General features: G+C 46.9%; 11 protein-coding genes (1 of these 11 running past the window's edge). 10 read left to right on the top strand and 1 reads right to left on the bottom strand.

Going from position 1 to position 15,105, the window contains the following annotated elements; genetic code table 11:
- Positions 1 to 587: 587 nt before the first annotated feature.
- The 9 genes from ABIC22_RS09730 to gyrB all read left to right on the top strand — a co-directional run bounded on the left by ABIC22_RS09730 (position 588) and on the right by gyrB (position 11,629).
- On the top strand, positions 588 to 1,262 hold the full coding sequence (locus ABIC22_RS09730; RefSeq protein ID WP_154894406.1) for a GntR family transcriptional regulator: 675 nt from the start codon (positions 588 to 590) through the stop codon (positions 1,260 to 1,262).
- A 211-nt stretch (positions 1,263 to 1,473) separates the two neighbouring features.
- Positions 1,474 to 2,835 (top strand): GntP family permease, encoded by a 1,362-nt coding sequence (locus tag ABIC22_RS09725; RefSeq protein ID WP_127537617.1) that lies wholly within the window; start codon positions 1,474 to 1,476, stop codon positions 2,833 to 2,835.
- 63 nt (positions 2,836 to 2,898) lie between these two features.
- A complete protein-coding gene (gene gntK, locus ABIC22_RS09720; protein WP_354480443.1) occupies positions 2,899 to 4,446 on the top strand; it encodes a gluconokinase in 1,548 nt (515 codons plus the stop codon).
- A 755-nt stretch (positions 4,447 to 5,201) separates the two neighbouring features.
- On the top strand, positions 5,202 to 6,548 hold the full coding sequence (gene dnaA, locus ABIC22_RS09715; protein WP_095362173.1) for a chromosomal replication initiator protein DnaA: 1,347 nt from the start codon (positions 5,202 to 5,204) through the stop codon (positions 6,546 to 6,548).
- 220 nt (positions 6,549 to 6,768) lie between these two features.
- Positions 6,769 to 7,911 carry a DNA polymerase III subunit beta gene (gene dnaN, locus ABIC22_RS09710; RefSeq protein ID WP_354480440.1) on the top strand — a complete coding sequence of 381 codons (1,143 nt, stop codon included), beginning with the start codon at positions 6,769 to 6,771 and terminating at the stop codon, positions 7,909 to 7,911.
- A gap of 16 nt (positions 7,912 to 7,927) precedes the next feature.
- Positions 7,928 to 8,143 carry a S4 domain-containing protein YaaA gene (gene yaaA, locus ABIC22_RS09705; RefSeq protein WP_056697580.1) on the top strand — a complete coding sequence of 72 codons (216 nt, stop codon included), beginning with the start codon at positions 7,928 to 7,930 and terminating at the stop codon, positions 8,141 to 8,143.
- Between the two features lie 54 nt (positions 8,144 to 8,197).
- Positions 8,198 to 9,310 (top strand): DNA replication/repair protein RecF, encoded by a 1,113-nt coding sequence (recF, locus tag ABIC22_RS09700; protein WP_095293519.1) that lies wholly within the window; start codon positions 8,198 to 8,200, stop codon positions 9,308 to 9,310.
- A gap of 13 nt (positions 9,311 to 9,323) precedes the next feature.
- Positions 9,324 to 9,572, top strand: coding sequence for an extracellular matrix regulator RemB (remB, locus tag ABIC22_RS09695; RefSeq protein WP_095293520.1), 249 nt, complete (start codon positions 9,324 to 9,326; stop codon positions 9,570 to 9,572).
- A gap of 146 nt (positions 9,573 to 9,718) precedes the next feature.
- Entirely contained in the window at positions 9,719 to 11,629 is a 1,911-nt protein-coding gene (gene gyrB, locus ABIC22_RS09690) for a DNA topoisomerase (ATP-hydrolyzing) subunit B (RefSeq protein WP_127537620.1), read from the top strand.
- Positions 11,630 to 11,701: 72 nt separating this feature from the next.
- On the opposite strand, the gene ABIC22_RS09685 is transcribed toward gyrB, so the two are convergent.
- A complete protein-coding gene (locus tag ABIC22_RS09685) occupies positions 11,702 to 12,637 on the bottom strand; it encodes a YheC/YheD family protein (RefSeq protein ID WP_127537621.1) in 936 nt (311 codons plus the stop codon).
- A 423-nt stretch (positions 12,638 to 13,060) separates the two neighbouring features.
- Here ABIC22_RS09685 and gyrA point away from each other — a divergent pair, with 423 nt between their 5' ends.
- Positions 13,061 to 15,105, top strand: partial view of a DNA gyrase subunit A gene (gene gyrA, locus ABIC22_RS09680; protein ID WP_354480433.1) — the 5' portion only. Its footprint extends 508 nt past the window's final position; only the first 2,045 of its 2,553 coding nucleotides appear in the window; it begins with the start codon at positions 13,061 to 13,063; the stop codon falls past the right edge of the window.

The raw sequence follows: 15,105 nt of genomic DNA, 5'->3' as shown, positions 1-15,105 counted from the left end.
TCCCCAACAAGCCTCGCGCTGTCACTTCCTCCATCACTCCAACGGTTATCCACACCCCAACTTGGACCTCTCGTTCATCTCTCACCCTCCACTTTCAGTAACCAGAAGTTATTCACATGTGGATAACGAATTCAACTACGTTTTATTCGTATTGGCGTTTTCCTTTTATACAATATTTTCTTCCTACTGAAGGCTACAAAATTCGCTAATTATTTTCTCAGCTTATGTAGTACATTTTGTTGAATATTGGGCCTTGTTTAAAATTTTATGTATCCGCTTTAATCTGAAGGTTTACAAGCTTTCAAGAAAGGTGTAGGATAAAAATCACATCTTGTATACAAGTATACTTAAGTTTTCATGAAGAGAATATCCGCGTTACCTAACACTCTTTTTGATTTACAAAAGGACTGATCTTCGGCTCTTTGAAAACGGTATTAGGAAAATTGGTTTTGGACTTCCGCGTCCTAATCAGACAGCATGCAAACTGCAAAAAGGTTATGCTATGATCAGTGTACAGGTCCACCTGAGATGGATTACCGAGTACTGGACCTAGAGAACTGATTACTTGAATAGGAGCGTTAGCCATTATGTTGTTTCCTTCTTCCTGGCTGCAGGGAGCTTCCCGCGGGGAAGCCATCGCCTGCGAATTAAGGCTGCGCATCATCAGTGGAACCCTGCGTCCTGGAGAGATTTTGTCTGAAAATCGAATTGCCGCTGATTTTGACAGCAGTCGTTCTCCTGTCCGCGAAGCCCTGAGAACACTGTCGAATGAAGGACTGATTCGGCTTGAACGGATGGGTGTGGTTGTCCTAGGATTAAAAATCAAGGATGTTGAAGAGCTGTACGACGTCCGTTTTTTAATTGAAAGCTTTGTCCAGCAGCGATTAGCAGGGTCTGTCCCCGAGCAATTGATTACTTCGCTTCGTAATATACTGGACAAAATGGAGCTGGCTGGTCGGCATCAGGATGCCGTCGAGTTTGCTTTTCAGGATCTGACTTTCCACGAGACCATCATTGAGGCAGCCGAGCATTCCCGTATTTCACATTTATGGAGAAGCATTCGTTATGTTGTCATGACGGTTATGCTGCTAACAACCCGCAGGGTGTTTGATCAGGGCGATCCAAAAGTAAGCGCTGTAATTCAAAAACATCGATTGTTGATTGAAGCACTAGAGTCAGGTGACAAAGCATCCATTCAGGCCGGCGTGCGTACGTACTTTCAGGATTCCGGCAAAACCCTGCATGAGAGCTTCGACTCCTGATCATGTCAGAAAGTTTATATTTTTCGACTTTGGTTTAAATAATGACCACTGTCCGCAATCACATCCAAGTGGATGGATTGTCATTTAAGTTGTCGACAAGTATACAAAATGCGATTTAGTTTCAATTTTTGGGCATATTAAAGGGAGACAAACTTCCCTGACGGCAAATTCACTTGTAAGCGTTTATATTCAAAACAAAGGAGCATACATCATGAGCACTCTTTTTGGACTATCCCATAATGCAACATTGTTGGTGTGGACATTGATTGCGATCGTATTTCTGATCGTGTTGATCTCCAAATATAAATGGAACCCCTTCGTTACCCTTTTAATATCCGCTTTAATGCTTGGTCTGCTTGCCGGTATGAAACCCGCCGATGTGATCTCTTCCATTACAGGTGGACTCGGCGGTACGCTTGGAACCATAGCCATTGTCATCGGGCTTGGCACGATGCTGGGTAAAATGATGGCCGAATCAGGCGGTGCCGAGCGCATTGCAACCACACTGGTCGATCGCTTTGGTGTGAAACGTGTGCACTGGGCCATGATGATCGTTGGTTTTATCGTAGGTATCCCTGTCTTCTTCGAAGTTGGCGTGATTCTGCTGATTCCGATTATTTTCACCGTTGCACGTAAAACCAATATGTCTCTTCTGCAGATCGGGATTCCGATTTTGGCCGGTCTGTCGACGGTACATGGTCTGGTTCCACCACATCCGGCTCCGATGATCGCAATTGATGCATTCAACGCGGATTTGGGGAAAACCATTTTGTACTCCCTCATTGTTGGTATTCCGACAGCGATTATCGCAGGTCCTTTGTTTGGTAAGTTTATCGGCAAAAGAATACACACTGAACCGCCAGCCGAGCTGGCAGAGCAGTTCGCAACGAAGAAAAACACCAATCTTCCAGGGTTCGGCATTACTCTGTTTACGATTTTGCTGCCAGTCATCCTTATGCTAATTGGCTCCATTGCCAATATCGTAGATCCCAATGCCACAAGTGGCTTTACGGTCTTTTGTGAGTTTATCGGGCATGAGATTATTGCCCTGTTGATATCCGTTGTGTTTGCCCTCTTTTCGCTCGGCTTTGCACGCGGATTTACCAAACACGATATTTCCCGTTTCACCAGTGAATGTCTGGCGCCTACGGCGACCATCATTCTCATTATTGGTGGGGGCGGCGCATTTAAACAGGTCTTGATTAATAGCGGTGTCGGCAATGCGATTGCAGAAGTTGCCACTCACGCCAATATCAACGTCATCCTGTTTGCTTGGCTGGTTGCGGCACTGATTCGGGTTGCCACAGGCTCGGCAACGGTTGCCATGACAACGGCAGCGGGTATCGTTGCTCCGGTTCTTGCGCTGACTCCAGGAGCCAATATCGAATTGGTTGTACTTGCTACTGGTGCGGGATCACTTGTTTTGTCCCACGTGAATGACGCGGGCTTCTGGATGATTAAGGAGTTCTTTAATATGAGCGTCTCCCAGACACTGAAAACGTGGACCGTTATGGAAACACTATTATCCGTCGTCGGACTGATCTTTATTTTGCTGCTGAGTGCCGTGATCTAAGACAGATCGTATCTATTTAGAAGATAAATTTTACTGTATCAAGGGAAAGAAGGATTACACCAGATGAAAAAATATATGATTGGCATGGATATTGGGACCACCAGCACCAAATCCGTATTATTTACGGAGCAAGGTGAGGTTGTGAGCACTTCCACTCAGGAATATCCTCTATATACACCTGCTCCTGATGTAGCTGAGCAGGATCCCGAGGAAATTGTACAAGCAGCTATTCGCTCCGTACGTGGAGTCATGGATCAGAGCAGTGTAAGTGCAGGACAAATCATGTTTTTGTCCTGCAGCTCTGCCATGCACAGTGTGATTGCCATGGACCAGGATCATAAGCCGCTCACTCGCTGCATCACGTGGGCGGATAACCGCAGTGCAGCCTGGTCAGCCCAATTACAGGAGAGTGGGCAAGGTCATCGGATCTATTTGCGCACGGGCACACCGATCCATCCCATGTCTCCCCTAACCAAACTCATGTGGCTGCGTCATGATGAACCAGACCTTTTTCAGCGCACAGCCAAGTTCATCTCCATTAAAGAATATCTGTTCTTCCGTTTGTTCGGACAATATATAGTAGATCATTCCATCGCCTCCTGCACCGGTCTTCTCAACCTGGAACAACTGGATTGGGATACGGAAGCGCTGGAGGTTGCAGGAATCACACCTGACCATCTCTCGAAGCTTGTTCCTACGACATATACAATAGAGGGAATGGACACTGAATGTGCAGAGAAAATGGGACTGTCCCCCTCTACTCCCTTTGTGATCGGGGCAAGTGACGGAGTGTTATCCAATCTCGGCGTAAACGCCATCGAGCCTGGAGTTGTGGCAGCAACCATTGGTACCAGTGGTGCCATTCGTACGGTCGTTGATCGCCCCGTTACCGATCCCAAAGGACGGACCTTCTGTTATGCCCTCACGGAGGACCTCTGGGTCGTGGGTGGGCCTGTGAATAACGGTGGCATGCTATTTCGCTGGGTACGTGACGAATTTGCAGCATCCGAAGTGGAAACAGCAAAAAGGCTGGGCATCAATTCATATGACGTCCTCACCAAAATCGCTGAGCGAGTCAGTCCAGGCTCTGAAGGACTGCTGTTCCATCCTTATTTGTCAGGAGAGCGTGCCCCATTATGGAATCCGGATGCCCGCGGTTCTTTCTTTGGTTTAACCCTCCATCATCAGAAAGAACACATGATTCGTGCTGTCCTGGAAGGGGTCATTTTCAACCTGTATACGGTCTTGCTGGCCATGGAAGAACAGATTGGTCAACCGACCTCCATTCAGGCTACCGGCGGATTCGCACGTTCCCCTCTCTGGCGTCAGATGATGTCTGATATTTTCAATCAGGAGGTCGTCGTCCCCGAGAGCTTCGAAAGCTCCTGTCTGGGTGCCGTCGTCCTCGGTCTGTATGCTACAGGGCGAATCAAGTCACTTCATGCCGTCTCTTCTATGGTGGGGACAACGCACAGACATACCCCTGTTAGAGAAAACGCAGCAATTTACCGGGAACTTCTCCCGATTTTCATTCGCATCTCGCGCAAACTTGAAGAGGAATATGCGGATATTGCAGAATTCCAACGCAAATTGCCCTTAAGAACCAAGTAACCTTTTCCTCATTTAATCACCAAAAAAAGAGGTTGTTCACTTAGACCACACGCTGGCCTTAAGGAACAACCTCTTTTTTGTCCATTTTTTAATTCAATGATTTGATTCAATCTATTCTCCCCATCCGGCATTTACGACACATTTTATGACTTCCTTCCCCTATCCAGCCAGCGCTTCAACCGTCCTCTTTTTAGTGTTAATCAGCTTATCTGCATCTATTATCCGTTGCTGCGAATCTCTGCTTATTGCATACAACCCCACATGAGGTTAAAGAGGTTAATTCAACAGATCCCCAAAACGATCATTCTGAATTCCTGGTTATCCACAGATGTGTTATTCACAACTAAGGAGTCATTTTACACACAATTTAGCGATTTTCGACGAACAACCTGTGTATAAAACATTTTGGCTTTTTGGGTCATCCTGTCGAAAATTAAACAATTTATAAACAATATATTGTGTTGTGATTAAAAATTATACACAAGTTATTGAATTTGTGGATAAAATCTCGCGATACGTTGAAATGCGGGGCTTCTTTTGCTATGATTGTATTACTTTTGGATGTGAATATGTGATCTGACCCATAATATTATCAACAGCCTGTGGATAAAGTTGTGAACAATTTTCCGTTGTTCATTCTTTTTTTGTTTTCGACCTGCGGGGGTTTGGGGATAAATTCCGGCAATATATCTCGTATTTCGACACTGCATCATGGCTTAAGCCACACTTGGAACATGTAAAAGGAGTGACAGTCTGTGGACAGCCATACTTCTGATTTATGGCAGCAAATTTTATCAATCATACAAAACAAGCTCAGCAAACCCAGCTTCGATACCTGGTTCAAAGCAACCAAAGCAACGAAGCTGAATGACAGTTCAATTGTCATTTCCGCGCCGACTACGTTTGCCGTCGAATGGCTGGAGAGCCGTTACACCAAATTGGTAGGCTCGACAGTATATGAACTACTAGGCAAGCAAGTCGATGTGAAATTTGTCATCGAAGAGAACAAGCCTGCTGAACCGGATCCGCAGCTGCCGGCGCCAACGCCTACGGTAGTTCAGGAAGAAGCGGTTCTCAGCATGCTGAATCCCAAATATACATTCGATACATTTGTCATTGGACCAGGCAACCGTTTTGCCCATGCCGCATCGCTGGCGGTCGCTGAAGCGCCCGCCAAAGCATACAATCCTTTGTTTTTATACGGGGGAGTTGGACTCGGCAAAACCCACTTGATGCATGCCATTGGCCATTACGTTTTGGAGCATGATCCGGGGAGCAAGGTTGTTTATTTGTCATCTGAGAAATTCACGAACGAATTCATCAACTCCATCCGTGACAACCGCGGGGAGAGCTTCCGTAACAAGTACCGGAATGTCGATATTCTGCTTATAGATGATATTCAGTTTTTGGCGGGAAAAGAATCAACACAAGAGGAATTTTTCCATACGTTTAATGCGCTGCATGAGGAACGGAAACAGATCATTATCTCCAGCGACAGACCACCGAAGGAAATTCCGACTCTGGAAGAGCGACTTCGTTCCCGCTTCGAATGGGGACTCATTACGGATATCCAGCCTCCGGATCTCGAGACACGGATCGCCATTTTGCGGAAAAAGGCGCGTGCGGAAAATCTCGATATTCCTAACGAAGCAATGATGTACATCGCCAACCAGATCGATACCAATATTCGTGAACTGGAAGGCGCACTAATTCGGGTAGTTGCCTACTCTTCACTGACGAATCAAGACGTTACGACTCATCTGGCTGCAGAAGCATTGAAGGATATTATTCCTTCCAGCCGTCCTAAAATGATCACTATTCAAGACATCCAACAAAAGGTCGGCGAGTATTACAGCCTTAAGCTTGAAGATTTCAAAGCACGGAAGCGGACCAAAGCCGTTGCTTTCCCTAGACAGATTGCCATGTATCTATCGCGTGAACTGACCGATTTCTCCCTGCCCAAAATTGGGGAAGCCTTCGGAGGACGAGATCATACGACTGTGATTCATGCGCACGAAAAAATCTCCCAATCGATCAAATCCGATCAGGAGCTCTACAAAGTTATCAACAACTTAACCGAAAAAATTAAGAATCCAACCTGAACAAGTCCCAAGCCTATGCACAACGTGTACACATGTGGATAGGCTTAATTTTATGGGTTTATACCCACTTATCCACATATTCAGTGCCCCTATTACTATTATTACTAAAAAGATCTAAAAGATATCATCTCCAAATACGCCGTTTAAAGCTCGGCCTTCGGCCTTTTGTTTAACACCTTTCAATACCCAAACACCCAAAAAATCCGCTAGGAGTGAAACCATGAAAATCAGCATAATGAAAACCTACTTGAACGAATCCATCCAGCATGTATCCAAAGCCATCTCCAGCCGTACGACAATCCCCATTTTGAGCGGGATCAAATTCGACGTTAATCATCAAGGTGTGACGTTGACAGCAAGTGACACGGATATATCAATTCAATCCTTTATCCCGCTTGAAGAGGGAGATAAAAGTGTAGTTCAAGTTGAGCAACCAGGTAGTGTTGTACTGCCAGCCAAGTTTTTTGTCGAGATCATCAAGAAACTGCCTTCCCAGGAAATCCACATGGAGGTCAAAGAAAATTTCAACACCTTCATCTCGGCAGGTGCTACCGAAATTCAGCTCGTAGGTTTGGATCCGGAGGAATTCCCGGTATTGCCAAGCATTGAAGAGAACCAAACGGTATCCATTCCAGGTGATCTGCTTAAAAACATGGTGAAGCAAACGGTATTCTCCATTTCCACCCATGAGACGACTCCAATCCTGACAGGTGTACTCTGGAGCCTTGCTGACAATGAGTTGAAATTTGTGGCAACAGACCGCCACCGTCTTGCTACTCGTTCAGCAATGCTGGATAATGCAGAGGGAGTGCGTTTCAACAATGTTGTCATTTCGGGTAAAACGCTGAACGAACTCAGCAAAATCGTGCCTGATCAAAATACGCTTGTGGATATCGTAGTCGCTGACAACCAGGTCCTGTTCAAAATTGACCGTGTCCTGTTCTATTCACGCATTTTGGACGGAACATATCCGGATACTTCTAGAATTATTCCGACTTCGTACAAAACAGAACTTGTTTTGGATACCAAAAAATTAAGTGAGTCGATTGACCGGGCTTATTTGCTGTCGCGTGAAGAGAAAACCAACATTGTGCGCATGCAGACGATGGAATCCGGAACGATCGAAATTTCATCAAGCTCTTCTGAGCTGGGAAAAGTAAGAGAAGAAATTGAACCGGCCGAGTTTACCGGTGATCCGCTGAAAATCTCGTTCAACTCCAAATATATGCTGGATGTGCTGAAAGTGGTGGAGAGTGAGCAGCTGATGATCGCTTTTACCGGCGTCATGAGCCCGATCATTTTGAAACCGCTGGATGACAGTCACAGCCTTTACGTCATCTTGCCTTACCGGACGACCAACTAACGAAAGGAAGATTCCAGTGAACCGAGTAACGATTCGTACGGAATATATTAAGCTTGACCAATTTTTGAAACTGGCAGATTGCATTCCGACTGGAGGCATGGCCAAAGCCCTGCTTCAGGAAGGACTTGTACGTGTGAATAAAGAGCCAGAGGAACGCCGGGGACGCAAGTTATACCCTGGGGATATCGTTGAGGTGGACGGAGAAGGCGCGTTCGAAGTTGCCGCAGAATAGACAGTTTGATCCCTGCTGCCTCCTGACGGACGGGATAAAAGGGAGGTTAACCGCTTGTTTGTCAACAGCATTGATCTGCAGCAGTTCCGCAATTATGAACATCTGAAACTGGAATCTTTCGGTCCAGTGAATCTGTTAATCGGGCAAAATGCCCAAGGGAAGACCAATCTTGCAGAGGCCATCTTTGTGCTTGCGCTCACCAAGAGCCACCGTACTTCCCGCGACAAGGAGCTGATTCGTTTCGGTGAGGAACGTGCCAGACTTGCAGCAGAAGTCGACAAAAAGTATGGAACCGTCAATTTGGAGCTGTCTTTGTCGCAACAAGGGAAGAAGGCCAAGATCAACGGGCTTGAGCAGCGAAAGTTAAGCGATTTTGTCGGTGCACTCAATGTGGTCATGTTTGCACCGGAAGATCTGGAGATTGTCAAAGGCACACCGGGGGTACGCCGCCGGTTTCTTGACATGGAGATCGGTCAGGTGGCACCAGGCTACCTTTACCATCTTCAGCAGTATCAGAAAGTGCTGGTGCAGCGAAACAATCTGCTGAAGCAGTTATGGGGCAAGGATGCTTCTGCCCAGACGATGCTTGAGATCTGGAATGAACAGCTGGCCGAACATGGTGTTAAAATCGTCAAAAAAAGGAAACAATTCATAAAGAAACTGCAAAAGTGGGCCGAAACGATTCATCAGGGGATCACCGGAGGCGGGGAAGTGCTGCGTCTGGCCTATCTTCCATCCTTCAGCGAAGCCGCTGAGGAAGATGAAGCTGTTTTAATGGACCAATTTATGATAAAATTATCACAAATGAAAGAGCAGGAGATTCGCCGGGGCACAACCCTTAGTGGGCCGCACCGGGATGACCTGTCCTTTTTCATTAACGACCGGGAAGTACAAACGTATGGTTCGCAGGGACAGCAGCGCACAACGGCGTTGTCCCTTAAACTTGCAGAGATTGAACTGATCCACGAAGAAATCGGAGAATATCCGGTCCTGCTGCTTGACGATGTGTTGTCCGAGCTGGATCCTTTTCGTCAGACGCAGCTGATCGAAACGTTCCAGAGCAAGGTGCAAACCTTTATTACAGCTACGGGAATCGAGAGCCTGAACGTTGACAAGCTCAAAGATGCCAGTATTTATCATGTTCATGCCGGACAGGTTGAACGCTAAGGAGTGAGGGTACATGTACATTCATCTGGGCGGCGAGAAAATTATCCGTTCTTCCGAATTGGTCGCTATTTTTGATATATCGATTGAAAAATCCTCTAAAATCTCCAAGCAGTATGTCACGCATGCCGAGCAGGAAAAAACAGTGGAACGCATCGGTGAAGAGGAAGCCAAGTCTATTGTCGTGACCAAGAATATTGTGTATTATTCACCTATTTCCTCAGCCACGCTTAAGAAGCGGGCTCACATTTTCCCTGATCTTTAGACCTCTACAGGTAGGGTATAGTGTGTCTTCTGCTGCTTGTCTTTAGTTTGGACTACTTGCTGAAACGAAGAAAAGATGATCATTCAGCATGCATTCTTAGTTAACGCATATTTACGATATTGAATCTATAGAAGTAGGTGAAAGGCATGTCTATGAATCAACCGTCATATGATGCGAATGAAATTCAAGTCCTTGAAGGACTGGAAGCCGTACGGAAGCGTCCGGGGATGTACATCGGTTCCACCAGTGCCAAAGGTCTGCATCATCTGGTCTGGGAAGTAGTGGACAACAGTATCGATGAGGCGCTTGCGGGTTACTGTGACCATATTGAGGTCAGTATTCACGAAGATAACAGCGTCACTGTCGTCGATAACGGACGGGGTATCCCTGTCGGCGAGCATGCCAAAATGAAACGTCCTGCACTTGAGGTTGTTATGACCGTGCTCCATGCAGGCGGTAAATTTGGCGGCGGCGGATACAAGGTATCCGGTGGTTTGCACGGGGTCGGTGTCTCTGTTGTGAATGCCCTCTCCGAAAAAGTGGTCGTTACCGTTAAACGTGACGGACATGTTTATCAACAGGAATACCGCCGTGGTGCTCCGCAGTATGACCTGAAAACATTAGGAACAACGGATGAAACGGGAACAACGGTTACGTTCCACCCGGATCCGGAAATTTTCACGGAAACCACGGTATACGATTACGATACGTTGCTTACCCGTATTCGTGAGCTGGCGTTCCTGAATAAGGGCATCGGTCTTACTTTGACAGATGAGCGCACAGGTGCAACGAATTCGTTCCTGTACGAAGGCGGTATTATCGAATACGTCTCCTTCCTGAACCAGAAGCGCGAAGTATTGCATGAAAATCCGATCTACGTTGAAGGATCCAGAGATAATATCCAGGTGGAAGTTGCCCTGCAATACAATGACAACTACACCGAGAATATTTATTCTTTTGCCAACAACATCAATACGCATGAGGGCGGAACGCATGAATCGGGCTTCAAGAGTGCATTGACGCGGATCATTAATGACTATGCCCGCAAAGCGGGTGTAATCAAGGACAGCACAGGTAACTTGTCCGGGGATGACGTACGTGAAGGTCTCACAGCTATTATCTCTGTCAAGATTCCTGAGCCGCAGTTTGAAGGGCAGACCAAGACGAAGCTGGGTAACAGCGAAGTGCGCGGAATTGTAGAGTCCCTGTTTGCCGAGAAGCTTCAGGAGTTCCTGGAAGAGAATCCTTCGGTATCCCGCCGCATTCTGGAAAAGGGATTGCAAGCTGCTCGTGCACGCGAAGCAGCACGTAAGGCTCGGGAATTGACAAGACGTAAGGGCGCACTTGAAGTGAGCTCCCTGCCAGGTAAACTGGCTGACTGCTCCTCCAAGGACGCTTCGATCAGTGAACTGTACATCGTCGAGGGTGACTCTGCAGGAGGTTCTGCGAAGCAGGGTCGTGACCGTCACTTCCAGGCGATTTTGCCGCTGCGCGGTAAAATTCTAAACGTGGAAAAAGCCCGTCTTGACCGGATTCTCGGCAATGCGGAGATCAGGGCGATCATCACTGCAATGGGTACGGGTATTGGTGACGACTTCGATATTTCGAAAGCCCGTTATCACAAAATTATTTTGATGACCGATGCCGATGTCGATGGTGCTCATATCCGGACACTGCTGCTGACATTCCTGTATCGTTACATGCGCAAAATTATTGAAGCAGGCTATGTGTACATTGCACAACCGCCATTGTTCAAAATTGAGCGCAACAAAGTGATTCGTTATGCCGGTTCCGAGAAGGAACGTGATGAAATTATTGCGAGTCTCGGTGAAAATGCCAAGTTCAATGTCCAACGTTACAAAGGTCTCGGCGAGATGAATGCCGGACAACTGTGGGAAACCACGATGGACCCTGAAAGCCGGACGATGCTGCAAGTATCGATCAGTGATGCAATGCTTGCGGACGCAATGTTTGACACCCTGATGGGAGATAATGTTGAACCTCGTCGTGACTTTATTCAGGAAAATGCGAAATATGTGAAAAACCTCGATATCTGATGATACGGGAAGAGGCGCCTGCTGGGCGCCTTTTTCACTTTAGTGGGCTGTTGAAAACAGGAAATCCAAAGGCTAACGTGCCCGACTTTTCACTTTTGAAGAGGATGCTTGTGGTTTGGCAGCATTGCGTGATGTTTTCTTTTTTTTGGAGGGCAACCTGCCGTAGGCAATTGCATATCGTTTAATCCTGCGATAGGCCTCTTTGTCAGGCAGTAAGCCAAAGGCATAGATACCAGGTAGTGTGTTGACCTCTAGGATCCAGGGGCGGCCTGTTTCATCGAGGGCAATATCAATACCGATCTCTTTGAGTCTTGGAAACGACTTTTGCAGCTGAACAGCAGTATGAACACCAAGTCGGTAAAGCTCGCTGCGCAGCTTCTGTAATCCGGTTGCTTGGAGATGGGGTAGAACCAGTTCTTCGAATGTGGCCAGCCGTCCGCCACCATGAATATTGGTTATGATTTTTCCCGGTGCAGCAATTCTGCCGAGAATGCCCGTCGTCTCCCAGTTGTTCTTCAGATTCTTTTGCGTGAGCACGCGTAAGTCAAATGGCAGATCTTCGTGTTTGAGGAGAGGGATGCCCTGCTGAATAAGGTAAAGGTGTCCCTGAATTCGCTCTTCCAGAGCTTGATGGAGCTCCTCAAGAGACGAATACGACTCCTGTTTCGTGCCATATTGGAGCTCATAGGATGTCACCTGGAGTGAGGAAGTCTCCAGATCCTGTGAACTGGATTCGGCAAGGGAGGGTTCGTCAGTAATGTCCTCCTCTGCATTGGAGTGATCAGGGGTTGGAGGTTCACTGAAGGAGTGGACTGTCTTTACTCGCATTACCCCATTACCGTAGGTCCCATGGTCAGGCTTAATATAATTGAGCTCAAACAGTTCGGTCATCCGTTCAAGAGTTTGGCGATCGTATTGCCTTGTGACAGGGATATATTCATTCACAGTACGGCTGCGCTGCAACACAACTGTTTTGGTCCATTTGCTGGAGACACGCTGGATACTCAAGAAGCCACCAGTCCTTTCTTGTTTTTATCAGAGTTCCCTAAGAGCAGCAGTACGGAGAAATCAAAGGACAAGAGATGATATCAGTGGTATAATAGAGAAATATGACGTTTTGTGCGTTTGGCTGCACAATTGCTAGTTTGGACGTAGAACGGGAACGGCACCAGCCTTAATACACGCAGTACATATGCCGCTTTTCTAGCATTGTATGTGTAAACGGAGAGGAAGGCAGGGCTAATCCCCAGACTGCTTAAAGTTCCCGGAAGAAAGGCTATTACCCAGCGGACGTTTAATTGTGTAACTTTTGTGAAAGTAATATAATAAAGAGTAGCGTTCTTGCGCGGTTTTAGCCTTGTTAGGCTTTTCACATATACTATTTTAATGACTGAATGGAACGTTTGTTGAAGGACAAGAAGGAGGTCCAGCATGGCGGAAGAAATGAACTCGCAGATTAAAGATCGGGATATTGGCGTCGAGATGCGTGAATCGTTTATGGATTATGCGATGAGCATCATTGTTAGCCGTGCCCTGCCTGACGTACGTGACGGATTGAAGCCGGTTCATCGGCGTATTTTGTACGCAATGTCAGAGCTAGGCATGACACCCGATAAACCACATAAAAAATCAGCCAGAATCGTCGGCGAAGTTATCGGTAAGTATCACCCGCACGGTGACTCTGCCGTATACGAAACGATGGTACGGATGGCACAGGATTTCTCCCTGCGTTATATGCATGTTGATGGACATGGTAACTTTGGATCCGTCGATGGCGACATGGCGGCAGCCATGCGTTATACGGAGGCACGTTTGTCCAAGATTGCTATGGAGATGCTTAGAGACATCAACAAGGATACGATTGATTTCCAACCGAACTATGACGGTGAAGAGAGCGAACCCGTTGTTTTACCTGCTCGTTTTCCTAACTTGCTTGTCAATGGTGTCGGCGGGATTGCGGTAGGTATGGCAACGAACATCCCTCCTCATAACCTGGGAGAGGTGATTGACGGCGTTCAGGCCATGATCAAAAATCCGGATATTACGTCCATGGAATTGATGGATTACATTCATGGACCAGACTTTCCAACGGCCGGTTATATTCTGGGACGCTCCGGAATTCGTCAGGCTTACCAGACAGGCCGCGGCTCTGTTACAATGCGGGCCAAAACGAACATCGAGGAAAATAACAACAAGGCACGTATTGTGGTTACCGAGATTCCTTACCAGGTCAATAAGGCAAGACTGGTGGAGAAGATTGCTGAGTTGGTTCGCGACAAGAAAATTGATGGTATTACAGATCTTCGGGATGAATCCGACCGTACCGGCATGCGCATTGTCATTGAGCTTCGCAGAGATGTGAACCCGGGTGTTGTATTGAACAATCTGTACAAGCACACGGCAATGCAGTCGACTTTCGGTATCAATATGCTTGCAATTGTGAATAAGGAGCCAAAAATCCTGAACCTGCGTGAGGTGTTGTATCACTACCTGCAGCATCAGATTGAGGTTATTCGCAGACGTACACAATTCGAATTGAGAAAAGCGGAAGCCCGTGCACATATTCTGGAAGGTTTGCGCATTGCACTGGATCATATCGACGAGATTATTGCGTTGATTCGTTCCTCCAGCAATACAGACGCAGCCAGAGAAGGGTTGATTGAGCGGTTCTCGCTTAGTCATGATCAGGCTCAAGCGATTCTGGATATGCGTTTGCAGCGCCTTACAGGTCTGGAACGGGAACGCATTGAGAATGAATATAACGAGCTTATGGTTAAGATTGCGGAGTATCGCGAGATTCTGGCCAATGAGCATCTGGTACTCGAAATTATCAGTGAAGAGCTGCAAGAAATTCGTGAGCGTTTCGGTGATGATCGCCGTACAGAAATCACTATTGGCGAAGAAAGTATCCTGGATGAGGATCTGATTCCGCGTGAAGAGGTCATTATCACCATTACACACACAGGTTATGTGAAGCGTCTGCCGGTATCAACATACCGCAGTCAGAAGCGTGGCGGACGTGGAGTCGTGGGTATGGATACCAAGGATACCGACTTTGTCGAGCATCTATTTGTAACCAATTCTCACAACTACCTCATGTTCTTTACGGACAAGGGTAAGGTATACCGTCTAAAAGCTTATGAGATCCCAGAGCTTGGACGTACAGCTCGTGGAACACCGATTATCAACCTGATTCAGATTGAACAGGGAGAGTCGGTTAACGCCGTGATTCCGGTGCAGGAATTCGAGAGCGACAAGTATCTGTTCTTCGCTACCCGTCAGGGTGTTGTGAAGAAGACACCGCTTGAGGATTACACCAACATCCGTAAAGGTGGTCTGATCGGGATCTCCTTGCGTGATGACGATGCTCTCATAGAGGTTAAACTCACAGATGGTCAGCAAGAGATCATCATGGGTACTTCAAACGGAATGTCTATTCGTTTTTCCGAAGGTAATGTTCGTTCCATGGGACGGAG

This window comes from Paenibacillus sp. PvP094 (assembly GCF_040546835.1).
Classification (GTDB): domain Bacteria; phylum Bacillota; class Bacilli; order Paenibacillales; family Paenibacillaceae; genus Paenibacillus; species Paenibacillus illinoisensis.
This window is presented reverse-complemented; position numbering and strand designations above follow the sequence as displayed.